Consider the following 23,261-nt stretch of genomic DNA (forward strand, 5'->3'; position numbering starts at 1 on the left):
CGGGGGCGGCTATGAAAACGCAATTTGGCAAGGGCTGTCATCTGCATCTGATTGACGGATCGGCGTTTATCTTTCGCGCTTATCACGCGTTGCCGCCGCTGACGCGCAAATCCGATGGCTTGCCGATTGGCGCGGTGTCGGGGTTTTGCAACATGTTGCAACGCTATGTGGATGGCAACACCGGCAGTGATGTGACGCATGTGGCAGTGATTTTCGACAAGGGCAGCCATACCTTTCGCAACGACATGTATGATCTCTACAAGGCCAACCGCGATGACATGCCCGAGGATTTGCGCCCGCAGATGCCGCTGACGCGGCGCGCTACGCAAGCGTTCAATATCGCCTGCGAGGAGATGGAGGGCTACGAGGCTGACGACATTATCGCCACCTTGGCCTGTCAGGCCCGCGACGCCGGTGGCCGTTGCACGATCATTTCCAGCGACAAGGACCTGATGCAACTGGTCGGTGACGGGGTTGTCATGCTGGATGCCATGAAAAACCGTGTGATTGACAGTGATGGTGTGGTCGAAAAGTTTGGTGTTGGCCCTGACCGTGTGGTCGATGTGCAGGCATTGGCGGGGGATTCTGTCGATAACGTGCCCGGTGCGCCGGGAATTGGTATCAAGACGGCGGCGTTGTTGATCAACGAATACGGCGATCTTGATACCCTGCTGGCCCGCGCGGGCGAGATCAAGCAGCCCAAGCGCCGCGAAAGCCTGATCGAGAACGAGGAACAGATCAGGCTGTCCAAGCGCCTTGTGCAGCTGGATTGCGAAACGCCGATCACGTTCACGCTTGACGATCTGGAAGTGCGCGACCCTGATCCTGAGGTGTTGCTGGGGTTCCTTGCAGAAATGGAGTTCCGCACGATCGTCAAACGGATTTCCGACAAGCTGGGCGTCGAAGCCCCTGCGGTGCCCGACACCACACCCGAAGGGGCGAACCCGCCTGGCCTTGAGGCTAAGCAGGTGCCGTTTGACGCAGAAAAATACGAATGGGTCCGCGACAGCGCCGCGTTGCAGGTCTGGATTGATCGCGCCTATGAACGCGGTGTTGTTGCCGTTGATACGGAAACCACCGGCCTTAATGAAATGCGCGTCGATCTGGTGGGGATTTCGCTGTGCGTGAACGCTGGCGAGGCCTGTTACATCCCGCTGATCCACAAGGCGGGCGGCGCGGATGATCTGTTTGGCAGCGATGAACTGGCCGAAGGGCAAATGGGCGTTGAGGAATGCATCGACCTACTGCGCCCGATGCTGGAGGACGACAGCATCCTGAAAATCGGCCAGAACATGAAATACGACGCCAAGATTTTTCGCCGATATGGCGTGAACGTGGCACCCTTTGATGACACGATGCTGATGTCTTATGCGCTGAACGCGGGGCTGCATAATCACGGGATGGATGCCCTAAGCGAACGCTATCTGTCGCATACACCGATCCCGATCAAGCCGCTGTTGGGCACCGGTAAATCGGCCATCACCTTTGACCGTGTGCCCGTGGACGAGGCTGTGAGATATGCCGCCGAGGACGCCGATATTACCCTGCGCCTGTGGGAAGTATTCAAGCCGCAGTTGCACCAGACACAGGTGACGACGGTTTACGAGACACTTGAGCGCCCGCTGTCGCCCGTGCTGGCAACGATGGAAATGCACGGGATCAAGGTGGACCGCGATACGCTGTCGCGCATGTCCAATGCGTTCGCGCAGAAAATGGCGGGACTTGAGGCGGAAATTCACGAACTCGCGGGGCGGTCGTTCAACGTGGGATCGCCCAAGCAATTGGGTGAAATACTGTTTGACGAGATGGGGATCGAGGGCGGCAAAAAGGGCAAGACAGGCGCCTATGCCACCGGCGCGGATGTGCTTGAGGATCTGGCGACAGAACATGACCTGCCCGCGCGGGTGCTGGACTGGCGCCAGCTGTCAAAGTTGAAATCGACTTATACGGATGCCTTGCAGGACCACATCAACCCCGACACGGGTCGCGTGCATACGTCATACGTGCAGACGGGGGCCAACACGGGGCGGTTGGCCTCGACCGATCCGAACCTGCAAAACATTCCCGTGCGCACCGAGGAAGGGCGGCGCATTCGCGAGGCTTTTGTGGCGGATGAAGGCAAGGTGCTGGTGTCGCTGGATTACAGCCAGATTGAATTGCGCATTCTGGCCCATGTGGCGGGCATCGATGCGATGAAACAGGCTTTCAAGGATGGGCACGACATTCACGCGATGACGGCCTCGGAAATGTTCGACGTGCCGCTGGACGAAATGACGCCGGATGTACGCCGCAAGGCCAAGGCGATCAATTTCGGGGTGATCTACGGGATTTCCGGTTTTGGTCTGGCCCGTAATCTGCGCATTCCACGCAGCGAGGCACAGGGGTTCATTGACCGCTATTTCGAACGCTTCCCCGGCATCCGCACCTATATGGACGACACCGTGAAATTCGCCAAAGACAACGGCTATGTCCAAACGCTGTTTGGACGCAAGATCCACACACCCGAGATTAACGCCAAAGGGCCGGGCGCAGGATTTGCCAAACGCGCCGCGATCAACGCGCCCATCCAGGGCACGGCCGCCGATGTGATCCGGCGCGCGATGATCCGGATGCCTGATGCGATTGCCGGACAGCCCGCCAAGATGTTGCTGCAGGTCCACGACGAACTGCTGTTCGAGGTCGAGGACGGGGCGCAAGACGCCCTGATCGCAACAGCGCGCGAAGTGATGGAAAACGCGGCTGATCCGGCGGTGAAAATCGACGTGCCGTTGATTGTTGACGCAGGACAGGGCGCGAATTGGGCCGAGGCGCACTAGGGACAATGGGCGCGGCCGGAAACGGAACGATGTGCGCTTCGCGGACTTAGTGTGAATTCGCTGCGGGCGCGCCAAGGGCTGCTTTAACAATCACCTCTGGCTCAGCGCATCCAACGCAAGATGAATAAGGCCATGCTTTGGGGCATTGGCTGGCCAAGCTGCGAAGACATCAATAGCGCGCAACTTCCAATTGGGCAGAACGTATATCATTGATCCAGCTTCCACGTCTTGTCGGGCCAGAAAATCCGGAACGATAGCAAGTCCCGCGCCCGCACGAGCCAGGCGATAGAGTGCCTGGGCATCGTTTGCAAAGATGTGCGCTTCTGGTTTGATGGTTGCTTGAATGCCGCCAGATTTATCGAACTCTAAGGGCACGTTTTGCGCAGGTGTCAGAGCCAGCCAGTCCCAACCAATCAGGTCTTTTGGGTCATTTGGAACCGGTCGTGATGCGAGGTAGTCAGCAGACCCGACCAACATACGCTCGACCGAAAACAGTTTGCGCGAAGTCGATGAGTGTTTGGCCTTTGGTCCCATTCGGATCGCAATATCGAAGCCGTCATCTATGAGCGCACGCCGCGTGTCCGAGAAGTCCAGAAACAATTTGATCCGAGGGTATGTCTTGGAAAAAGCGGCGATTTGCGCTGTGAAATGCGATTGCGACAGGACAGACGGAATGGTGACGCGCAGCTCTCCACTTGGCGCACTTGCGGAAACCGACAGATCAACCAATTCGCCTTCAACGGCCTCCAGCATCTTGCGCGTCGCGGCCAGTAACCTGTGACCCTCCGATGTCAGCGTCAGCTTTCGGGTTGAGCGATAGATCAATGCGACGCCAAGGTTTTCCTCAAGCTGCGAGATATGGTGACTGACCACCGACGGTGACAGCCGAAGTTCCCGCGCCGCGCCACGGAATGACCCGTGGTCAATCGTCTTTGCGAATATTGCCATCTGGCGCAGTCGGTCGATCATAATGTCAAATATCCGAACAGTTAAATCTATTTATCCCATCTTATGATTGTATCTGGATTTGTCCATCTTGGATGCACAGCGCTCGCGACCCCGTGACGCATAGTCATTTATCGACCAGGAGACGTAACCATGAACGCGTTCCGAACAACTCTCGCAGCGGCCTCACTTGGCCTCGCATCCATCGCAACAACTGCCGCAGCCGACGACACGGCCACTGTGCAAACCTTCTACGACTTGCTCAGCAATCCAGGTTCCGAAGAACTGGCAGCATCATTCCTGGCGGTCACTTCCGAGGGCTGGGAAAGCGTTGGAAACTACTCTGGTGAAAACGAAACACGCGAAGAGTTCGTCGGTCAGATGGGCTTCTTCAGCCAGCTCATTCCCGACCTCGACTGGTCCGTTCAAGCCATGCATCAGGACGGTGATTTCGTGACCGTTCGCAGCCGTGCAACGGGAACGCCGACGGGCCCGTTCTTTGGTGTTGATGGTGAAGGGCGCAGCTTTGACATCCTGACCATCGATATCCACGAGCTGGACGATGGCGTTATTGTCCGCACCTATCACGTCGAAGACTGGGCCAGCGCCTTGCAGCAGCTTTCCGGCCAGTAATCATCACCCAAGATTGGATTATCCCTATGGATCGACGACAACTTCTCACCGCATCGGCGGCCGCCGCAACGGGGCTCGCCCTTTCCGCGCCAGCAAGCGCGCAAACTTCAGATGATGAGACCCAAGCATCTTTTGATACGGTCATGGCCTTCATGGGGGCCATGGGCGGCGGAGACATCGACAGCATGGGCGGGCTTATGGCGGATGACATGGTCTGGCAAAACGAAGGCGACCCCGACCTTCCATGGATTGGCACGTGGGAAGGCAAGGAGACGATCTTTGGCTTCTTGGGTGATTTCTCGCAGAATGTTCAGGTGACCCATTGGGAAAACCAGGATGCCTTCGCGTCTGGTAACACAGTGGCCGTGTTTGGTCGGATGAAATTGCTGCTGACAGGATCAGGCGCAGAAACGGACGAATTCACCTTTGCCTTGCGGGCCAAGGTGCACGACGGTCAGGTCGTGCTTTGGAACTGGTTCGAGGACACCTACGCTGTGAGCCAAGCCTTTCACGCTACCTAAGGCACTCTCAATCAACGCTGCGGCCGGGATCATAAGGATTTTAACATGACGACGTTTCCAAAACTGTGTTTGATATCGGCCGTCGCTTCCATGCTGGTTATGGCTGCGCCTGCACTCGCCCAAGACAGTGCCTTCCCTATGCGTGACGCCCCTCGGCCTGAGACAACGAACGGGGTGCCGCATGTGCAGATCGATGTGCAGGCAATCCCTGAACTGTCAGAAGAAATGCTGCGTCAGGTCGCAGAGTTTCCCGGAGTTGTGCTCGGGGCGACCCGTGTGTCACTTCCCGGTGCCGTTGGATTTCAACTTGGGAGTGATGTCCCAATAGCCCGACCGCAAGCCATTGTCGGGGGTCGCGAGTTTGCGCATCTTCATCCTGATGGCAGCCTTCATGCGTCGCTCCACCCGGAAACAGCTCGCGCCGCAATAGATGCTGGTTGGGCCGTGGCACATCCGTGGGCCGATCAACGCGTAGGCTGGGAAGGGTTCGTAATGATCTACACCCCGACCACCGAAGCCGAATTGGACGTGGTGATTCATCTGGTGCGTGGGTCGTATACCTATATCACAGGCGAGTTGTTGCCCGGAAAGTAACGATAGCAGCCATTGGTGCAACGTGCAGCAAGGGTCAATGTGGGCTCAAAACCGCCATGCCATCCCCTCCGTAGGACGCGTCCACGATGAAATCGACCTTCATTTCGGGGTGGCACCATTTTCTACAACACGCTCAACCCTGTTTCAGTATCCAGTCGATACAAAGCTGTGTCACACGCGGGTCTGGTTTCTTTGCCATCAGTTCCGCGTAACGATCAAACGACGCAGGCGCGCTGTCGGTGCGCAAGATATGCGTGAGGTCACTCAGGCAGTGATTTTCAACCGGACCCGCTGCCAGTTCCTTGATTAGCTTGGCATCACCAGGAAGACACTGGATGTCCTTTGCGCCAGCAATTGCAAGCACGGGAACCTGAACTTTCCTGATCCATGACATGGGATCATGGGCCAAAAGCCCCCTAAGGAGTTTGGGCGGGACTGACTGCCCCTTTGATCGAAAAGCGCCCATGTCCGCTGCCTTTATCCGGTCAATGAGGGTGCGTTGCTGTTTTGGAATACCGCCTCTCATACCCGCGATCAAACGGGTGATAACGCCACGCATGCCGGGCATCTGATCTACCATCTTTGCGAAATACCCGGCTTGCCGCATCAACGTTTCTTCAACGGGCTGTATCGTCGGACAAAGCAGGATCAATCCACTGACCTCTGGTTTGAGATGTGCGACGATGGGGGCAATCATCGTGCCCTCGCTGTGCCCCAGCAAGACAATACCATCAGTGTCTGGAAGGGATGCAAGCATGTCGACGGCGGCGCAGGCATCTTTGACCAGTTCGTTAAGGCCAGATGCCCAGTAGTCGCCGCTACTCTGACCACAGCCACGCTTATCATAGCGATAGCTGCTGATGCCAGCCTGTACTAATTCGTCGGCGATTGTGTTGAAAATATCCAGTTTCTGACCCGGCATGTTGCCATCACGGTCAAGTGGCCCGCTGCCGTGCAGCATCAGGACCACAACAGAACCATGCTTTGGCCCGCTCCAAACAAGGCTTCCACAGAGGGTCACACTGTCATTCTCAACAGTGACTTCCTTGATCCGGTTCAATGAAATCTCCTCAACTGCACAGCGTTGATAGATACAGTTGGCAGTGCGGGGTCATCTGCCCCCTCCGTGCTTTGCCACGAGGGCCAAGACACGTAACATGAAGCTGATCGGACGGCGTGGCGCGTCGGTCTGATTGAATGTGCCGATGACATAGATGTCGGGCTTTGGCGCATGAAAGGCGAACGTCCCGCTTGCGCCCGAATGGCCGATCAGTTCTGGCGTGGCACGCAAAAGCGTCATCCAGCGGGGCAACTTCACCCGCATCAGCCCAAAGCCATATTGCAGCGGGAAAAACAACCGGCTCCATTGGCGCATCTGCGCGGTGTTCCCGGGTTTGAAGAGTCGGCCGTCCATGAAAGCCCGCAGGAAGATCAGCATCTCGTCAAGGGTCGAGACGATGCCACCATCTGACGACATGCTGGTCAGTATTTGCGAGACATCGAGCCGTTTATCCGCATGGTAGACGGGCAGCCCCATGTCAGCGCCACACAGCACGCCAGTCTGTTGCAATCCCAACGGGGTGCAAATGCGCGATTGCAGAGCGGCGTCAAAAGTCTGGCCGGTTGCTGCCGCGATCACCGCGCCAAGCAACTGATAGTTGGTATCCGAATAATGTGATTTGCCGCTGTCGGGTGCTGCCTGCGGGGGCAGCGCCTTTGTCATCCGCAGCACGTCGCGCAGGCCATAGCTGCGATCGCGGCCCTGCTTTAGATCATGGACCAGATCACTTTCGTAATAATCGGCAAGGCCAGATGTCTGGTGCAGTAGATGCCGAACAGTCAGCGCCGGCCCATGATCCACACCCTTCACGACATGCAGCCCCGTTAGATCTACACCTGTCAGGATACTTTGCACCGTCTGATCAAGGTCGATTCGGCCTTCATCGACCAATTGCATGATCAGCGCGGCGGTGAACATCTTGGTGATGCTGGCAATCGGAAAGCGGGTGTCGGGGGTGGCCGCGCCTGCTGCCCCGGTGAAATTGACCCGACCATCGCCGCTTTGCACCCGCAGAAGGATCGCATGGGTATTGGCTTTGGCGCTCGCGACATCGAGCAGGCTTTGAAGCCGGTCATTCAGTGTCATGGGTCAATTCCTTCTGTTGGCAATTCAAGACGGCGCGCGCGCGAACACAAGCGCCATACCGATCGCGACAAACCATGCAATCGCGCCAAGACCGAAAACCGCGCCAGCACTGTCGCCAAGGGCCGGGACCAGCGTCAACAGCCCGCCTGCGCCCGTTAGCAGGCCCAGACCAATGGTGATCTTGCCAAGGCTGCGCCCCAGCAATCCGGCCAAACTGACAAGACCGATCCAGACACCGCCTGCGATCTCGTTGCCGCCGCCCAGACCCAATTCAACGGCGTGCAAGGTTTCCCACAGGGTAACGGCGCGGTCCATGTCCGTCTGGGCAAGATGGGCCGCGCGTTCAACGGCAACATTGCCGATCATTCCCGCCCCGATCACCAGCGCGGCCCAGATCAGGCCAAGCGCGCGCGCCACTGCCGCCCAGTCCGGCGTCGTTGCACGCAACCGGGCATGCACCGCGACAACCAGCACGGCCAAGGCCAGCGCATTCAGAATATAGATCACCGAGTTCCACAGGATCAAAAAGCCAGGGCGGGCATCGATAAAACCTACGACGGCACGCGCGTCGATATCGATCGTGCCATAGCCCATGGGGGCCAGTGTTGTGACGAGAAAGGCAAAGCCGAACAGATATGTTGCTGCGCATGTGAGACCGGCAAGGCCTCCGATTTTCTGAATTGTCATGGGGTGTCTCCTTTGGTGTTTTGCGCGCTTGCTGCATCAGAAGACGCCGCCAGCGATTGGAAATGGTCAGCCAATTGACGGGTGCCGTGTGGGGGTGCCGTCATGTTCATGGCCGCAGCTGTCAGAAAGAACTGGGCTGGTCCCGCGATCCGGCGCGGCGCAAGGCGTGGCAGCAGCCACAGGGACAGGCGGCGCAGGACATCCGGCAAGTGTGTGATATGCTGAGGCTGATCGAGTGCCTTGAAGCACAAAGCTGCAACCTCGTCCTGCGTGAAAGTTTTGGGCCCGCCGATGTCTGCCCAAGCGGCACCTCTGCCAACGGCATCGAAAGTGGCCGTCGCAAGATCGGCCCCGTCAATGGGGTTGATCCGGGACTGCCCTTTGCCGAACAACCAAACGCGACCTGCCTTCGCCATAGTGAAGAAATCACCCATGTCCGAGAAATATCCCGTTGGCGCAATGATCGTTGATTGTATCCCTGCCGTCTGGAGCTTTCGCACAAAGGCGGCCTTGGCCGCCACCAGCGGGACGTGATCCATCCGGTCTGCGTGCAAAACATGGACGAAGGCAAAATGTAGCACGTTGCTGCGCAATGCTTCTTCCAGCAGGTTCACGTTGGCCTGGTAGTCAACGTCCCAGTAGCCAACGCCATCTGCCTGACGCGTGATCCCAAGTGCTGAGACGACCAGATCAATGTTCGCCATTGTCCCGTGCAGGCTCGCTGGCCAGGTCGCTTCAGCCTCGATGATTGAATCGGCAGCCAGATCAGCCCCGCCGGTTTTTCTGCGGACCAATGCGGTCACATGCCAACCACGACGCTGGTATTCCGCGCAAAGGTGCCGACCCAGATAACCTGTCGCACCTGCAATCAAGACATGTTTCATTGCTTCGTTTTCCTTTTCACAGCGGATTGGCCTAGCGTCTGCACGGATCAGTCGGGAATGTGCCGAGCGGCCCCGATATGTAGTCTGGTCGGTTGCGTTCAGGCAGCCCCACGTCTTTCATCAGGGCTTCTGGAACTTGCTGCGGTCTGGGCATCTCGGGATGCGCTGCCCCCGTGAGCAGGGCATGAAGCGCCCGAAACCGGCGTGCGCGCATGGATATGATCTCGGCCATGGTTGCACCTCTAACCAACGACCCGGTGGCCACGACCACGCAGGCATTCCAGAACGATGGCTTCACGCCTTTCGCTGGCGTTGACCGTTCCTGCGATGCCACCAGCAAGCGCACCGGCAACGGCCCCGCCCAATGCATCGCCGTTGTCGTCAAGCCCACCAAGGGCAGCACCCGCCCCGGCACCCAGAACGGTCGCGCCAAGGGTTTCTTGGTCGAACTGGTTCTGGTTGCGCGCCAGTGACTGACACGCGGCCAGGTCTGCCCGGTAGGCAGCCGTCGGTGCTCCATCAAGAATGGGCTGGTAGTTTGCGCCGCTGTCGGCGCAGGCGGCCACAGTCAAACAAACTGGAATGATCATTGGAAATTTCATGGATTAAGTCCTTTTCAACAGTTTGACCGATGCGACCTCTGCTCATGGTGAGTTGCGAACCGTCGGTGTGTGAAAAAGGATATGGGGGCATCAGGCCCGTTGCGACCGGACAGGCTGGATCGGACGTTCGGACAAGCTGGATCGAACCAAGAACAAGATTAGTTATTGTTTATCAATGCATTACGAAATCATCAAAGACACGATGAAAGTGATCTATCCAGTGCAACCGTATGCCCGAAGTGGCCAATCAGGGCTTGTGAGTTGTGCGCCACTGCGATGGAGTCTGGTCCGTCACCTTTTTGAAACTGGTGTTGAATGTGGACTTTGCATTGAAGCCAACGGTTTCACTGATCTCAATAATTGATGCGTCAGTCTGGATGAGCAATTCACAGGCATCCCGGATGCGGCACTGGTTTACATAGTCGTAAAAGGACATGCCCAACCTGGTATTAAGCACCTCGGACAGATGGATCGGTGGGATGGCAATCGCCGATGCAAGGCTGCGCAGATTCAAGCCGTGATCCCGCCAAAGCTGACCATCCGCCACACGACGCCCAAGGCGGTCGGCCAAGCGATCGATATCTTCTGGCTGCAACCCTGACCGCGCATAACGGGACGGCGGTGAACCGGGTGCGGGTTTATCGGGCGCTGGTTCATTGGCCAGAACCTGTTCTGACCAGTCTGGCAAAGGCGGGTTTGCCCGCAATGCGAAGATGCCGAATGAAACGGGCAGGATCACATCAAAGAGCAATGACCAGATACCATCACGAATTGATAAGTAACCCATCAGCTGTCGCACCTCATCAACGATCACGATCAACGCGATAATCAGGATTGTTGCCACCAAGGCATCGAGCCAGCGCAGGGTCTTGCCTTCAAGATCGGAAAAGACATCTTTGATGTTGCGCTTGTGCTGGGTCAATCGGCGGATACAAAGCGTTCCATAGACAATTAGGGTGACAACCCAAACGATCCAGAACGCGGTTTCGCCTGTGTTGATCAGGGCTTTGTAGCTTTCGGAAACGTCGCCCGCGACCATGCCGCGCCGCACATCTCCGGGCAAGATAAGGGCCGGGGCGAGGCAAACAAAACCGGCAAACAAGGGCATAAGATGGACCAGATCGGCCGGGATCAGACGGGGGGTCGCGCTTGTGAGGGCGCGCACATAAAAATACAGCGCGACCATGAACCCCGGAATGATCACATCATTCCACCGATAGAGCGCGGCAGGGCCGTCAAACATGTCCGAGTAGGCAAACGAGTTGAGGCCGTCGCAAATATTGACCGTGAAAAACGCGATCATCGCCCAGATATGCATACGCGGAGGGTCGGTGTCGTGCAGCCGAAGCAACAGGCCCAAAAGCACGAATACCGACACAGCCAATGCGCCGGCCACGCCAAGATGTTCCCAATAGAGACTTTCGCGAATTTCCATCATCAAGCAACCTCACTCGATGTCTTTCTAACACCTGCGACGGAAATTCAAAGAAACGGCGACCCGCACTGCATGAAACACGAATGGCTGGTTTTCCCGCCGCGTCGCAGTGATACCGTTATCGCATTTGCGGAAACTGTCATTGGTTCGCGCACGCGTATCATCATTTCAAAATGTCTGCTTGGGGCCCTAAGGTGACGCCGACTACTTTTCAAGTTCTGTTCACAGGAATTCGCAGGTTGTTCCAAATATTTGAATAATAACAAAAACGGGCGCGCCAAGGGTGGCACGCCCGTTGCGGTGTTCGGTTGTGATTAGTTGACCTTGTCGGCCTCGATCACATCGGCCTTTTTGCTGGCCGAGGAGGCAATCGCGATCTGGCGGGGTTTCAGTGCTTCGGGCACTTCCCGCACCAGATCAATGTGCAGCATGCCGTTTTCAAGGCTCGCCGCGGTCACGCGAACGTGGTCGGCAAGGTGAAAGCGGCGTTCAAACGCACGGGTGGCGATGCCGCGGTGCAGGTAGCTGCGGTTCTGGTCGTCTTCGGTTTCGGACTTGCGGCCCGACACCAGAAGGGCATTTTCGCGCACTTCAATCGACAGATCTTCATCGCCGAAACCGGCCACGGCTAGCGAGATGCGCCAGCCATCATCACCGGTCTTTTCGATGTTGTATGGGGGGTAACTTTGGGTGCCGGCGTCATTGGAGAGAACACGATCCATCAGATCGGTAATCTGGTCAAAGCCAACGGTGGCACGGTGCAGGGGTGCAAGGTCAAAAGTTCGCATGGGTGGTATCCTTTCACAAGCGATTCCAGTTGGTTATGCCTTCCCTCATGGGACAGGCGGGTCGTGGCAGCACCCGTATCCGGCGTGCTGTATCACCTATTTGGGGATGGTTTTGCGGCTTTCAAGGCCCCTAGGGGCGCACAAACTTTGCACCGGTTTCCGTGCGTTCGCCCGGCGTGATCACCCGCACCTGTGGCAGCGGCGAGGGCTGAACCGCGCCCGCACCCGCGGCCAGTTGCGCGCGCAACAACGTCAACGGTTCCGTCAGGACCGACCCGAATGAGACCATTTCGCTGTCCATTTCCGCCATGCCCGACACGACTGACACAATGCGTGCAACGCCATTGTCGATCCGGAAAATCGGTGCACCAGAGCTGCCGAAGTCGATGTCGCAGGTGGTGATGATCATGCCCTGCTGTTCGCCCAATATTGCACAGACCTGCTGGAGCGAGGGCGCTTCAGCCCGATCATGGGCATAGGACACCACGCCGACCTGCGATCCCACCGCTGTTCCAGCAGCGGTGTCAAACGGGATGATTTGCGTAGAGCGGATGGGGCGATCAAGTTCAAGCAAGGCCAGGTTGTAGCGCACGATGCTTGTGTCGGCGTTATTGCTATGCACAAAGGCCGGATGCACGACCGCGCGGCGCACCCCGCGATAGGCCAAGGCCCGCCCGTTGCGCATGCCCGCCAAAAACTGGATGCCGGCTGGGTCGACCTGGGTATGCGTTTGGTTGAAAAGGCAATGCGCCGCAGTAAGAACCAGATCGGGCGCAATCAGCGCGCCGGTGCAAAACCCCTTGCCCGCGATATCAAGCCGGCCGACAGCCTCCCAACCGCGCGCGGCGTCCCCTGTTTGCAGGGTCGCCAGCGCGGAATCCTCGGCCAGCGCAGGCAGCGCCGCACCAAGCAAAAGCCCCAAAGTTAGAAAAAAATGCCGCATTGCCTCACCTTTGTTGGCCCTCGCGTAGCAAAAAGATGTGGCACAAATGGGGCAGTCAGCGCAGGATCGGCACCTGTGGTTCGCGTTTGCCGGGTGCTGTCAGGGCAGGAGGCTGTGGCCCGCCCGTGGCCCAGTCAAGCAGTTCGACCGTATGCACGATCGGCACATCCGTGCCGCCCCCGATCTGGATCATACAGCCGATGTTGCCCGCGGCGATGATATCGGGTGTCAGCGCTTCGAGGGTGTCGACCTTGCGGGCCTTGAGCTGTTTGGAGATTTCCGGCTGCATCAGGTTGTAGGTGCCAGCCGACCCACAGCAAAGGTGGCTGTCGGCAGGTTCCAGCACCGTGAATCCGGCACGTTTCAGCAAATCCTTGGGGAAGGTCTTGATCTGCTGGCCGTGTTGCAGGGAACAGGCGGCGTGATAGGCAACTTTGGTGTCCTTTTCAGTGCCTTCGGGCAGGTCGAGCTTCATCAGGACTTCGCTGACATCCATGGCGATGGCGCTGACCCGCGCGGCGTCTGCGGCAAGCGGATCATTGCGGAACATATGCCCGTAGTCCTTGACGGTCGTGCCGCATCCGGAGGTGTTGATCACGATGGCATCCAGCCCGCCCGCGTCCATTTCCGCCGCCCATGCGCGGATGTTCCTGGCCGCCGTGGCGTGGCTTTCGCCTTCCTTGCCCATGTGGTGGGTCAGCGCGCCGCAACAGCCCGCGCCCTTGGCCACGACCACTTCGGCCCCCAGACGGGTCAGCAGGCGGATCGTGGCGTCGTTGATATCGGTATTGAGCGCCTTTTGCGCACAGCCCGTCATCAGTGCCACACGCATCTTCTTGTTCGCCGCCGCAAAGGTCTGCGGATCATCGTTGCGCGACACGGGCGGGATGGATTTGGGGGCCATTTCCAGCATCGCGCGCAGGCGCGCATCGGGCATCAGCCGCGCAAAGGGCTTGCCGATTTTCGCGCCCAGCAATGCCACGCGAAACCGCATGGGATAAGGCAAAATGCGCGCCAGAACCCAACGCAATGCGCGGTCTGTCAGTGGGCGTTTGTAGTTGTTTTCGATGTAGGCACGCGCGTGGTCGACAAGGTGCATGTAATGCACACCGCTGGGGCAGGTCGTCATGCAGGCCAGACAGGACAGGCAGCGGTCGATGTGTTTCACCGTATCCGCATCTGGCACGCGGTTGTTTTCCAGCATGTCCTTGATCAGGTAAATCCGTCCGCGCGGGCTGTCCAACTCATCGCCCAGCACCTGATAGGTCGGGCAGGTCGCCGTGCAAAAGCCGCAATGCACGCAGGACCGCAGGATGTCGTTGCTGCGCTGGATCGCGGGGTCTTGCAACTGTTCGGGTGTGAATGTGGTTTGCATGTGCGGTGCCTAGGGAAAGCCGGTGAAAAAGAACACCATCAAGAGGATGGCAGCGACCGCGGCAGCGATCAGAATGGGGCGCTTGATGTCGCGCGGGGCGAGGTCGGTTTCGGTGTGAACGGGGCGGCGAAAGGCCAATCGCAGGATGGCTGCGATCAGGAAGATCGCGGCCGCACCCATCAGGATCAGCATTTCAAAGGCGTCGCCCATGCCGGTGGGGTCTGGATCGTCAGACAGGGAAAAGGCCGCCGCCATGACCGCAAGCGCCGCGCCTGCGCCGATCCACAGCCAGCGCGCCGGGCCGCCGCGCGGAATGGCGACAAGGACCACGCCGATCAAAACGGCAATCGCGACAAACCCGATCCCCATCAGCCCATCGCCCCGGCGTTGAGGATGCCGCGCGGATCGAATTTCGCGCGCAGGCCGGTGGAGAGGGCGGTGACTGTGGGGTTTTCGGGATGAAATACGGGAAGGGCGGCGCGGGTGTCCGCGCTGGCGCGGATCAGGGTGGCGTGGCCTGCGGTATCGCCCATTTCGGCGCGCAGGTTGTGGCCCGCTTTGGTCAGAACCCAGATCAGGCCACCGCCCCAATCATAAAGCGCACCCATCTTGGACAGACCCGCCACGACCGCAGGTGCGTCCGAGGATTTCAGCGACAACCGCCAGACATCGCCGTCCTGACCGGCAAAGGCAGTCACATCGCGGATCGCAGTCCAAAGCGTGTCGCTATTTTCGGTCACGGTTGTTGCGCCGAACGGGGCGAGCAAATTCGCCAGTTTTTCACTGCGATAGGCGACCGATCCGGTGAACCCTTCGATGCGCAGATGGGTCTGGCCGCTGGCCGGATCATGGGCCGCACCGGATACTTCAAACGGTGATCCAAGCGCGGCAGACATGGCCGCCACAGCGCGGGTGTCATCCTCAATCGCGACCGAAATCGTCGCGCTGGTGTCGGGGCGGGGCAGCACCTTGAGCGACACTTCGCTCATTACCCCAAGTGTGCCGTAGCTGCCGCACATCAGCTTGACCAGATCATAGCCGGTGACGTTCTTCATCACGCGGCCGCCGTTCTTGATGACGGTGCCGCGCCCGTCGACAAACCGCACACCCAGCATGTGATCACGACACGCCCCAACGGCCACGCGGCGCGGGCCAGAGACATTGGCAGCGACAATCCCGCCGATGGTCGGCGTGCCTGTGGTGTCCAGCAGCGCGCGGTGATCCATGGGTTCAAATGCAAGGCGCTGGTTTTCGCGGGCCAGCGCCGTTTCGATATCCGCCACGGGGGTGCCCGCCTGTGCCACCAGCGTCAGCGCGCCAGGTTCATAAAGGGTGATCCCGTTCAGACTGGCGGTGCTGAGGGAGGCGCCGTCAACGGGATTGCCGATGGGGCGCGTGCCGCCACCTGTAATGTGCAGCGGGCCTGTGGCAGCGGCGATTGCAGCGGCCAGCTCGGCCTCGGATTTGGGTGTCATGACAGGCCTTTATTCAGCGGCGACGCGGCGTGGCTGGCTGGCATCCAGCGGGAACACCTTGGCGGGATTCAGCAGCCATGCGGGATCGAACACATCCTTGACGGCCATCTGGATTTCCAGATCGTCGGGGGCAAACTGCACATTCATCAGGTCGCGTTTTTCGATGCCCACGCCGTGTTCGCCGGTCAGGCAGCCGCCCACTTCGACGCAAAGTTTTAAAACTTCGGCACCGAACGCCTCGCAGGTTTCCAGATCGCCCGGCTTGTTGGCATCGTAAAGGATCAGCGGGTGCATGTTGCCGTCACCGGCGTGAAAGACGTTGCCTACGCCAAGCCCGTAGTGTTTCGACATTTCGCCAATGCGGCGCAGCACATAGGGGAGCGACGACACAGGGATCGTGCCGTCAAGACACATGTAATCGCTGATCTTGCCGATCGCGCTGAAGGCGGCCTTGCGACCGGCCCAGATGCGCCCCGCCTCTTCGACCGATTGCGCCTCGCGCAGTTCGATGGGGTCGTGTTTGCGGGCAATTTGGGTGATCACACCAAGTTGCTCGTCGATCTCGGCCTCCGATCCTTCAACCTCGACGATCAAAAGCGCCGCGCATTTGGGATATCCCGCGCCGGAAAACTCCTCGCAGACACCGATCAGCATCTCGTCCATGAATTCGATGGCAACGGGTAGCACGCCTGCCTTGATGATATCGCTGACGCATGCGCCGGCAACTTCGCTTGAATCAAAGGCGATCAGCACGGGGCGCGCGCCTTCGGGTTTGGGCAGGATGCGCAGGGTGGCTTCGGTCACGACACCCAACTGCCCTTCGCTGCCGCAGATCAGGCCCAGCAGGTCCAATCCGCCCGCATCCATGTGCGCGCCGCCGATTTCGGTGATCGTGCCATCCATCATCACCATGGTGACACCCAGCAGGTTGTTGGTGGTCACGCCGTATTTCAGACAATGAGCCCCGCCCGAATTCATCGCGATATTGCCGGCAATCGCGCAGGCCAGCTGGCTTGACGGGTCGGGCGCATAAAAGAACCCGTCCTGTTCCACGGCACCTGTGACGGACAGGTTGGTGCGGCCCGATTGAACGCGGATGTAGCGATCACCGTAGTTGGTTTCGATCACGCCGTTCAGGCGCGCAACCCCAAGGATCACGCAATCGGCGGTGGGCAAGGCCCCGCCCGCAAGCGAGGTGCCCGACCCGCGCGGAACAACCGGCACGCCCATGTCGTGGCAGACCTTGAGGGCGGCAGCGACTTCGGCGGTGGAACTTGGCAACACGGCACAAAGCGGTGGGCATTTATAGGCGGTCAGCGCATCGCATTCGTAGGCTTTGACCTGACGATCTTCGTGGATAACAGCAGATTTGGGCAGGACAGCCTGCAACCGTTCGACCACGGCTGCCTTTCTGGCGATGATGGTTGCATCGGGTATTGGCATGTCCATGGCGGCTCTCCCAGCGGAATTGGTAAACATTTATAACCAATATGGCGCGCGATGCCAAGAGATTCGACGCCGTATCTTGTCATGCCTTGCGGCGGTCACGCAGGCAGGGCAATCAGACCCCATGGATTGGCTCAAGATCATACATATTCTTTGCGTGATGGGGTGGATGACCTCGATTTTCGCAGTGCCGCGCGCGCTGATTTACTGGAAGCGCGAATTTGCGCGGCTGGGCGAATTTGGCCCCACAGGCGACCTGACAGTGCGGCTTTACCGCTTTTCCGCAGGGCTGGGGGTGATTGCCTTGATCACCGGTCTTTGGCTGGGCTGGACATGGGCCTATCCCGCATGGGTCTGGGTGAAACTGGCCCTCGTACTGCTGCTGGCGCTGCACTATGTTTATACCGGCGTGATGGTTGTGCGGGCCAAGAACGGCACGTTCCGCGAAAGCGATTTGTTCCTGCGGATATTCAACGAAATCAGCGTGCTGGGCGTCATCGCGATCCTTTGGGTGGTGGTGGTCAAACCTTTCTGACGGTGCGCCACGCGAGATTGTGATCGCACAGTGCAAGACCTGCACATCACAGGCTGCTAGGCTGGCCACATGAAACATTTTGTCCCGTTCCTGATCGCCGTTTGCGCTGCACCCGTCTGGGCAGATGCGCCCGACGTCACGGATGTCAAAGTCACAGCGAATGGTGACAGTTTCCGTATTGATGTGACCATCGCCCATCCCGACACGGGCTGGGACCACTATGCCGATGGCTGGGAGGTTCTGGCCCCTGATGGCACGCGCCTGGGCATGCGCGAACTGGCGCACCCGCATGTGGAGGAACAACCGTTTACCCGCAGTCTGACGGGGGTTGTGATCCCCGATGGAGTAGCGTCGATCATGATCCGCACACGTTGCAATGTGGATGGGTGGAGTGCAGAGACAGTGACTGTGGCGCTGCCTTAAGTCCCTTGTGAAACGTGCGACGTGCATCGACGGACCGCGGGATGGCGTTCTGACCTATGTGCGTGGCACTTTTTGGTTCCAAAGCACGCCCTTCCCTTGAAAGAGGCACATACTTTGGCCAGATCGCCAGCCCGGCGGCTGCGCCTAGATTCCGTGCAATGAACCGAAAACTATCGCCGCCCTTCTCGCAGCCACGCGCCGATCACCAGAAGCGATGCCAGCAACACGAATGCCCAAGCAGGCAAGAGTGGGAACACCTGCACATCGGCGGTGCGGTAGGCCGCGCGCGGTGTGATGCCGATCCAGCCGCGACCCGATGCCGGGCGGCCTTCGCGCACGGCGCGGATTTGCGGCAACCCGTCGGTGATCATGACGGCCGCACCACCGGTTGTTTCTGCCAGCGGCCCCAGCAGATCGGTCGTCGCAATCGTTTCCTCGAACTCGCGCGGGGCCGAAGGGCCCAGCCCGATCACCGCGTCCAGATCGCCGTTGGCAAGTTGGTAAAGGCCCATATCAGGCGCGTCCCAAACGGTTTCAAACCGCCCGGGCGTTGTTTCTTCGAGCGTGAGCACAGTTTCGGTGCCGTCAGGCGCCGTGACGGTTACATCTGGCACAGTGTCATCCAGCGTGCGCCGAATGATGCGCATGGATTGGCCCGTGCCCTCGGCCCACAGCATTTCTTCCTCAAGGTCGGGTTCTTTCATCATCCAATGCGCCAAACGGCGCAGCATTTCCAGCTGCGGCCCGCCCCCTTCAAAGCCACGATCCCAAAGCCAGGATTGATCAGAGGCCAGCAGCGACACACGCCCCTCGCCGACGCGATCAAGGATCAACAGGGGTTCTTCGTTGATGCCCGACATGACGGTCGTGCTGTCGGCGCCAGGTGTAACCTGAATCAGGCGGAACCAGCGGCCCCAACCGGGGGTGTCTTGGTCGGGTCCGGCGGGCGCGAGCGCGTCCAACCCTTCGGTCACGGGGTGGCGTGCACCAAGGTCTGTCAGGGTCGGCAGATAGCCTTGCTCATACACGCGCGCAGTCGGCGTGCCGGGCAGGATGCGCCCCAGCGGCGACCGAAAGATACTGTCCGCACTGGCATAATCGGGGCCGGCGGCGATCAGCACCGCGCCGCCTTCTTCGACATAGGTGGCGATGTTATCAAGGTAGATCGAGGGCAGGATACCGCGCCGTTTATAGCGGTCAAAAATGATCAGATCGAATTCGTCGATCTTTTCAAGGAACAGCTCGCGGGTGGGAAAGGCAATCAGGCTCAGTTCGTCCACCGGCACACCGTCCTGTTTTTCGGGTGGGCGTAGAATGGTGAAATGCACAAGATCCACGGCGCTGTCGGATTTCAACAGGTTGCGCCATGTGCGCTCTCCGGGGTGGGGTTCACCGCTGACCAGCAACACGCGCAAACGGTCGCGCACGCCGTTGATCTGAATGACGGCGGCGTTGTTGCGGTCGGTCAACTCGCCCTCGGCCACGGGGGTCGCGAATTGCAGCACGTTCATGCCGCCATGCGCCAGATCAATCGGGACTTCGATGTCTTCGCCCACGGGAATGGTGAATTGCAACGGATCCGCCCCATCGATGGCGATACTAAGCGGCACCAAACCGCCATCAGTGGGGGCCGCGCCCTGATCCTCGATCCGCAGGGTCAAGGTGACGGGTTCACCCAGGATGGCAAAGGCAGGCGCGTTGCGCACGATCAGGCGGCGGTCCCAGTCGGTGTCCTGTCCGGTGATCAACGCGTGCAGCGGTGCGGGCAGGTTCGGTGCGCGATCCATGTCGTGCACTCGCCCGTCAGACAGCAGCAGGATGCCCGCGATCCGCGCTTGCGGTTCTTCGCTCAGGGCTTCGGTCAGCGCCGTCATCATCTGTGTGCCACCATCACCCGATGCGTCACCCATGCGCACGATACGCAGGTCTGTATTGGGGCGCAGGGCGATCTGTTCCGTCACATCGGCAATCGCGGCCTCGGTTTGATCGGGGCGTTCAGAAATGCGCTGGCTGGCACTTTCATCAACCACCAGCACAACGATATCGGCCAGCGGCGCGCGGTCCTCGCGCTGGATGGACGGGTTTGCGATGGCGGCAAGCAGTGCAAGGGCGGCAAGCCCGCGCAGCCACCAGCCCGACAACCTGCGCCAGGCCGCCAGCACCGTGCCAAGGGTGGCCAAAGCGGCCAGCGCCCCCAGCAAGACCAGCGGGATCAACGGATCAAGAAGGATGTCACCGCTCATTGGCCCAGCCGATCCAGAAGGGCAGGCACATGCACCTGATCCGACTTATAATTGCCCGTCAGCACATGCATGATCAGGTTGACGCCAAAGCGCAGGGCGATCTCGCGCTGGCGCTCACCGGCCATGCCGCGCCCCACGGGCACAAGGCGGTTGCCGTTGCGATCCATCGCCCAAGCAGCGGCCCAGTCGTTGCCGCCGATCACCACAGGTGTCACGCCATCGTTCAGGTCGCGAAACGGCATCCCTTCGACTTGTTCGGCGTCCGGCGGCGCGGCCTCGACCCAGACCTCGCGGCCGGTGTAGCGGCCCGGAAATTCCTGCAGCAGATAAAATGTGCGGGTCAAAACATGGTCCTGCGGGATCGGTTCAAGCGGGGGAATATCCAGCAGGCGTGCGATGGCTTGCAGGCGTTGGCCTTCGGGCGATCCTGATCCGAACCCCGTCAGATCCGCATCGCGCGTATCGAACAGGATCATTCCACCGGTGCGCAGATAGCGGTTCAGCTTGGCATAGGCATCGGCGGAAGGCAGGGGCTGATTGGCGGTGATCGGCCAATAGAGGATGGGGAAGAACGCCAGTTCATCGGTTTCGATATTCACTCCGATCGGCATGGCCGGTTCGATCGAGGTGCGCCGGTAAAGCGTCTGCGACAGCCCGTAAAGTCCGGCCGCCGCGATATCATCGACTTGGGCATCGCCGGTAATGACATGGGCCAGCACCACCTCGGTCAGCGAGGCAACGGCGAAGGTATCGTCGGCCTCTTGTGCCTGTCCCGTGTGCGGCATGAACAGCATGGCCGCGCAGATGATCGCTGCGGCCTGTGCGCGTGCGCCTGTCAGGCGACCCGACAACAACAGCGACGCGAGGATATCAACGACCAGCAAGCATAGCGCAACGCCGAGAACCCAGCCTTTCAGCAGGGTCTGTGCCGTCACGGCCAGCCCTTCAACGGTGATGCGGGCAGGCCAGCGCATGGCCGCAAGTTCGGTTTCGTCACGCATCACATTCACCGCAATTCTACGTTTGTCGCCCGCATATAGGCCCGGTGGCATATCGGCCGCAGGCAGGCCAGTTGCCAGCCGTTCACCGGCGACACCGGGCAGGGTGTCGGCGGGCAGGATCACGCCAAAACCGTCCAGAACGTCTTCGGGCATCCAGGTGGTGCCTGTCAATTCAGCGGAGTCCGCTTGGGCGGGGCGGGTCGAAACCGCCATCCGTTCCAGCATCTGCACGAACAGGCCCGACAGGGGCAGGCTGCTCCACTCCGCATTTGCCGTAACATGAAACAGCACGATCTGCCCTGCGCCGACGTCCTTGCGGGTGACCAGCGGCGTGCCATCGCTGAGGGATGCAATCACGCGATCCGAAAGCGTTGGATCGGGCTGTGCCATCACCTGCGCCGTGACGGTCACATCATCGGGAATGGCCAGGCCAAAGAACGGCGAAGTATCCGCGAAAGGTGCCAGCGCCTTGGGTTCGCCCCAGCTCATCGCGCCGCCGATGCTGCGCCCGCCCGATCGCAGGCGCACAGGCAGCAGCGGGTCTTCCTCGGCGCGGCCGATATCGGACCCGGCGAGGCGCGGACCGGCAAAGCGCAGCAGCAAGCCGCCCTTGTCCAGCCATGCCAGCATGGCGTCCTGTTCCGGCGCGGTCAGCACGGCCACATCGGCCAGCACGATCACGTCCGGATTGGCCAGCAGGACATCAGCCAGCGTGCCGTCGATCAGATCGGCGGTCGGCACCAAGGCCTGATTGAGGTAATAGAGCGGCGACAGCAGCTCGAGCCCTTCGCGGTCGCCCCCGCCCGCGATCAGCGCAACTTCGCGCCGGCGCAGCGCATCGTCGGTCAGGGTCACGGCACCGGCAGACTGCACGCCGGCAATCTCGAAACGGGTCACGCGGTTGCGCAGTTCCGGTGGCAGGGCGAGGCTGGCAGTTGCCTCGGCCTCGCCCGCCTCCCACGTGATCGGCAGGCTGGCCAACTGGCGCTCGACACCGGACGGATCAGGGCCGATGGCAAGGATCATCGCCTCGGCGGCTGTCGTTGCGGGGACACGGGCGCCGCGCAGCACCACATCGCCGTCCTCGAACCGCGCGGGGCGCAGGGTCGTGATGGTGCGCGGGCTTTCAAACACGGACACGGTGCCGTGAGTTTCCAGCGCCGCGAGCAGATCGGCGCGGCTGTCACGCGCCAGCCCGTCAGACATCCAGAGGCTGTCGAAATCACCGGTGAGCGTATCTGCGAAGGTGGCAAGCGCTTCGCCGTCAGGCGCAAATGGCGCGGGTTTCAGCGCGGGCAAGCGCGTGGCAATGGCATCGGCGGCCTGGAAAACCGGCCCTTCGGCGGGAAGATCGGTCAGGGATACCAATGCGACAGGACGGCCAGCCAGTGATGCCTCGGCCAGCAGCACATCAAGCCGGTCGATCCGGCGCTGCCAGTCGCGCGCATCCGCCCAAGTGCCATCAACAAGCACCAGCAGCGGACCATCGCCCGACTGTTCTGTCTGCGGGTTCAGCACAGGCCCGGCAAAGCCGATGATCACGCCCGCGATTGCCAACAGACGCAACAGCAAAAGCCACCACGGCGTGCGTGCGCTTTGGCTGTCGCTGTCGGTCAGGCCCAGCAGCAGTGCCACACCCGGAAAGCGCCGCCGGATCGGGGCGGGAGGCACCGCGCGTAGCAGCAGCCACAGCAGCGGCAGGATGATCAGGCCTAGAAGAATCCACGGCGCGGCAAAGCCCAAGGGTCCGATACTAAACATGTGGATTT

Annotated in this window: 21 protein-coding genes; 6 read left to right on the forward strand and 15 right to left on the reverse strand. The window is 60.0% G+C overall.

Features of this window, described 5'->3' with window-relative positions; genetic code table 11:
* Positions 1-11: 11 nt before the first annotated feature.
* Complete coding sequence (polA, locus tag SJY21_RS12995; protein ID WP_377511395.1) at positions 12-2,816, forward strand: DNA polymerase I; 2,805 nt, start codon at positions 12-14, stop codon at positions 2,814-2,816.
* A gap of 90 nt (positions 2,817-2,906) precedes the next feature.
* On the opposite strand, the gene SJY21_RS13000 is transcribed toward polA, so the two are convergent.
* On the reverse strand, positions 2,907-3,785 hold the full coding sequence (locus SJY21_RS13000; RefSeq protein ID WP_377511398.1) for a LysR family transcriptional regulator: 879 nt from the start codon (positions 3,783-3,785) through the stop codon (positions 2,907-2,909).
* A gap of 129 nt (positions 3,786-3,914) precedes the next feature.
* On the opposite strand from SJY21_RS13000, the gene SJY21_RS13005 reads away from it, so the two are divergent.
* From SJY21_RS13005 to SJY21_RS13015, 3 genes are read left to right on the forward strand one after another with little or no spacing between them, the layout of a single operon-like run.
* On the forward strand, positions 3,915-4,394 hold the full coding sequence (locus SJY21_RS13005; protein WP_377511401.1) for an ester cyclase: 480 nt from the start codon (positions 3,915-3,917) through the stop codon (positions 4,392-4,394).
* A 26-nt stretch (positions 4,395-4,420) separates the two neighbouring features.
* Positions 4,421-4,915, forward strand: a complete 495-nt coding sequence (locus tag SJY21_RS13010) for a nuclear transport factor 2 family protein (RefSeq protein WP_377511404.1) — start codon at positions 4,421-4,423, stop codon at positions 4,913-4,915.
* Positions 4,916-4,960: 45 nt separating this feature from the next.
* Positions 4,961-5,509, forward strand: coding sequence for a luciferase family protein (locus SJY21_RS13015; protein WP_377511407.1), 549 nt, complete (start codon positions 4,961-4,963; stop codon positions 5,507-5,509).
* A gap of 133 nt (positions 5,510-5,642) precedes the next feature.
* Here SJY21_RS13015 and SJY21_RS13020 read toward each other — a convergent pair whose 3' ends face one another.
* The 12 genes from SJY21_RS13020 to SJY21_RS13075 form a co-directional block, all read right to left on the reverse strand.
* Positions 5,643-6,569: an alpha/beta hydrolase gene (locus SJY21_RS13020; protein WP_377511410.1), complete on the reverse strand. Its 927-nt coding sequence runs from the start codon at positions 6,567-6,569 to the stop codon at positions 5,643-5,645.
* Between the two features lie 51 nt (positions 6,570-6,620).
* The gene (locus SJY21_RS13025; protein ID WP_377511413.1) at positions 6,621-7,655 is read right to left on the reverse strand and encodes a serine hydrolase domain-containing protein; all 1,035 of its coding nucleotides are present in this window, start codon (positions 7,653-7,655) and stop codon (positions 6,621-6,623) included.
* Positions 7,656-7,679: 24 nt separating this feature from the next.
* Positions 7,680-8,342, reverse strand: coding sequence for a hypothetical protein (locus SJY21_RS13030; protein WP_377511416.1), 663 nt, complete (start codon positions 8,340-8,342; stop codon positions 7,680-7,682).
* The gene (locus SJY21_RS13035; protein ID WP_377511419.1) at positions 8,339-9,226 is read right to left on the reverse strand and encodes an SDR family oxidoreductase; all 888 of its coding nucleotides are present in this window, start codon (positions 9,224-9,226) and stop codon (positions 8,339-8,341) included. The genes SJY21_RS13030 and SJY21_RS13035 overlap by 4 nt, the downstream gene beginning before the upstream one ends.
* A 242-nt stretch (positions 9,227-9,468) precedes the next feature.
* Positions 9,469-9,828: a glycine zipper family protein gene (locus SJY21_RS13040; RefSeq protein ID WP_377511422.1), complete on the reverse strand. Its 360-nt coding sequence runs from the start codon at positions 9,826-9,828 to the stop codon at positions 9,469-9,471.
* Between the two features lie 247 nt (positions 9,829-10,075).
* The gene (locus SJY21_RS13045) at positions 10,076-11,266 is read right to left on the reverse strand and encodes a helix-turn-helix domain-containing protein (RefSeq protein WP_377511425.1); all 1,191 of its coding nucleotides are present in this window, start codon (positions 11,264-11,266) and stop codon (positions 10,076-10,078) included.
* A 311-nt stretch (positions 11,267-11,577) separates the two neighbouring features.
* Positions 11,578-12,051 carry an Hsp20 family protein gene (locus SJY21_RS13050; RefSeq protein WP_377511428.1) on the reverse strand — a complete coding sequence of 158 codons (474 nt, stop codon included), beginning with the start codon at positions 12,049-12,051 and terminating at the stop codon, positions 11,578-11,580.
* A gap of 130 nt (positions 12,052-12,181) precedes the next feature.
* Positions 12,182-12,994, reverse strand: a complete 813-nt coding sequence (locus tag SJY21_RS13055; RefSeq protein WP_377511431.1) for a trypsin-like serine peptidase — start codon at positions 12,992-12,994, stop codon at positions 12,182-12,184.
* Between the two features lie 55 nt (positions 12,995-13,049).
* A complete protein-coding gene (gene glcF / locus SJY21_RS13060; protein ID WP_377511433.1) occupies positions 13,050-14,369 on the reverse strand; it encodes a glycolate oxidase subunit GlcF in 1,320 nt (439 codons plus the stop codon).
* Between the two features lie 9 nt (positions 14,370-14,378).
* A complete protein-coding gene (locus tag SJY21_RS13065) occupies positions 14,379-14,738 on the reverse strand; it encodes a hypothetical protein (RefSeq protein ID WP_377511436.1) in 360 nt (119 codons plus the stop codon).
* On the reverse strand, positions 14,738-15,844 hold the full coding sequence (gene glcE, locus SJY21_RS13070) for a glycolate oxidase subunit GlcE (RefSeq protein ID WP_377511439.1): 1,107 nt from the start codon (positions 15,842-15,844) through the stop codon (positions 14,738-14,740). The genes SJY21_RS13065 and glcE overlap by 1 nt, the downstream gene beginning before the upstream one ends.
* Before the next feature lie 9 nt (positions 15,845-15,853).
* Positions 15,854-17,293, reverse strand: coding sequence for an FAD-linked oxidase C-terminal domain-containing protein (locus SJY21_RS13075; protein ID WP_377511442.1), 1,440 nt, complete (start codon positions 17,291-17,293; stop codon positions 15,854-15,856).
* Between the two features lie 121 nt (positions 17,294-17,414).
* Here SJY21_RS13075 and SJY21_RS13080 point away from each other — a divergent pair, with 121 nt between their 5' ends.
* Together SJY21_RS13080 and SJY21_RS13085 are read left to right on the forward strand one after the other, a co-directional pair.
* A complete protein-coding gene (locus tag SJY21_RS13080) occupies positions 17,415-17,825 on the forward strand; it encodes a CopD family protein (RefSeq protein WP_377511445.1) in 411 nt (136 codons plus the stop codon).
* A 69-nt stretch (positions 17,826-17,894) separates the two neighbouring features.
* Entirely contained in the window at positions 17,895-18,248 is a 354-nt protein-coding gene (locus SJY21_RS13085; protein ID WP_377511448.1) for a hypothetical protein, read from the forward strand.
* A gap of 170 nt (positions 18,249-18,418) precedes the next feature.
* On the opposite strand, the gene SJY21_RS13090 is transcribed toward SJY21_RS13085, so the two are convergent.
* Both SJY21_RS13090 and SJY21_RS13095 read right to left on the reverse strand, forming a co-directional pair.
* Positions 18,419-20,491, reverse strand: coding sequence for a hypothetical protein (locus SJY21_RS13090; RefSeq protein WP_377511451.1), 2,073 nt, complete (start codon positions 20,489-20,491; stop codon positions 18,419-18,421).
* Positions 20,488-23,253: a DUF4159 domain-containing protein gene (locus tag SJY21_RS13095; RefSeq protein ID WP_377511454.1), complete on the reverse strand. Its 2,766-nt coding sequence runs from the start codon at positions 23,251-23,253 to the stop codon at positions 20,488-20,490. The genes SJY21_RS13090 and SJY21_RS13095 overlap by 4 nt, the downstream gene beginning before the upstream one ends.
* Positions 23,254-23,261 lie beyond the last annotated feature (8 nt).

This window comes from Octadecabacter sp. R77987 (genome assembly GCF_042466115.1).
Lineage (GTDB): Bacteria > Pseudomonadota > Alphaproteobacteria > Rhodobacterales > Rhodobacteraceae > SW4.

Excerpts from the sequence above, each read along its gene's own strand:
- SJY21_RS13075 (WP_377511442.1), bottom strand. The coding sequence starts at position 17,293 with ATGGACATGCCAATACCCGATGCAACCATCATCGCCAGAAAGGCAGCC.
- glcF (WP_377511433.1), bottom strand. The coding sequence starts at position 14,369 with ATGCAAACCACATTCACACCCGAACAGTTGCAAGACCCCGCGATCCAG.
- SJY21_RS13005 (WP_377511401.1), top strand. The coding sequence starts at position 3,915 with ATGAACGCGTTCCGAACAACTCTCGCAGCGGCCTCACTTGGCCTCGCA.
- SJY21_RS13095 (WP_377511454.1), bottom strand. The coding sequence starts at position 23,253 with ATGTTTAGTATCGGACCCTTGGGCTTTGCCGCGCCGTGGATTCTTCTA.
- SJY21_RS13035 (WP_377511419.1), bottom strand. The coding sequence starts at position 9,226 with ATGAAACATGTCTTGATTGCAGGTGCGACAGGTTATCTGGGTCGGCAC.
- SJY21_RS13085 (WP_377511448.1), top strand. The coding sequence starts at position 17,895 with ATGAAACATTTTGTCCCGTTCCTGATCGCCGTTTGCGCTGCACCCGTC.
- SJY21_RS13010 (WP_377511404.1), top strand. The coding sequence starts at position 4,421 with ATGGATCGACGACAACTTCTCACCGCATCGGCGGCCGCCGCAACGGGG.
- glcE (WP_377511439.1), bottom strand. The coding sequence starts at position 15,844 with ATGACACCCAAATCCGAGGCCGAGCTGGCCGCTGCAATCGCCGCTGCC.
- SJY21_RS13090 (WP_377511451.1), bottom strand. The coding sequence starts at position 20,491 with ATGAGCGGTGACATCCTTCTTGATCCGTTGATCCCGCTGGTCTTGCTG.
- SJY21_RS13040 (WP_377511422.1), bottom strand. The coding sequence starts at position 9,828 with ATGAAATTTCCAATGATCATTCCAGTTTGTTTGACTGTGGCCGCCTGC.
- SJY21_RS13000 (WP_377511398.1), bottom strand. The coding sequence starts at position 3,785 with ATGATCGACCGACTGCGCCAGATGGCAATATTCGCAAAGACGATTGAC.
- SJY21_RS13045 (WP_377511425.1), bottom strand. The coding sequence starts at position 11,266 with ATGATGGAAATTCGCGAAAGTCTCTATTGGGAACATCTTGGCGTGGCC.
- SJY21_RS13025 (WP_377511413.1), bottom strand. The coding sequence starts at position 7,655 with ATGACACTGAATGACCGGCTTCAAAGCCTGCTCGATGTCGCGAGCGCC.
- SJY21_RS13055 (WP_377511431.1), bottom strand. The coding sequence starts at position 12,994 with ATGCGGCATTTTTTTCTAACTTTGGGGCTTTTGCTTGGTGCGGCGCTG.
- SJY21_RS13080 (WP_377511445.1), top strand. The coding sequence starts at position 17,415 with ATGGATTGGCTCAAGATCATACATATTCTTTGCGTGATGGGGTGGATG.
- SJY21_RS13050 (WP_377511428.1), bottom strand. The coding sequence starts at position 12,051 with ATGCGAACTTTTGACCTTGCACCCCTGCACCGTGCCACCGTTGGCTTT.
- SJY21_RS13015 (WP_377511407.1), top strand. The coding sequence starts at position 4,961 with ATGACGACGTTTCCAAAACTGTGTTTGATATCGGCCGTCGCTTCCATG.
- polA (WP_377511395.1), top strand. The coding sequence starts at position 12 with ATGAAAACGCAATTTGGCAAGGGCTGTCATCTGCATCTGATTGACGGA.
- SJY21_RS13065 (WP_377511436.1), bottom strand. The coding sequence starts at position 14,738 with ATGGGGATCGGGTTTGTCGCGATTGCCGTTTTGATCGGCGTGGTCCTT.
- SJY21_RS13030 (WP_377511416.1), bottom strand. The coding sequence starts at position 8,342 with ATGACAATTCAGAAAATCGGAGGCCTTGCCGGTCTCACATGCGCAGCA.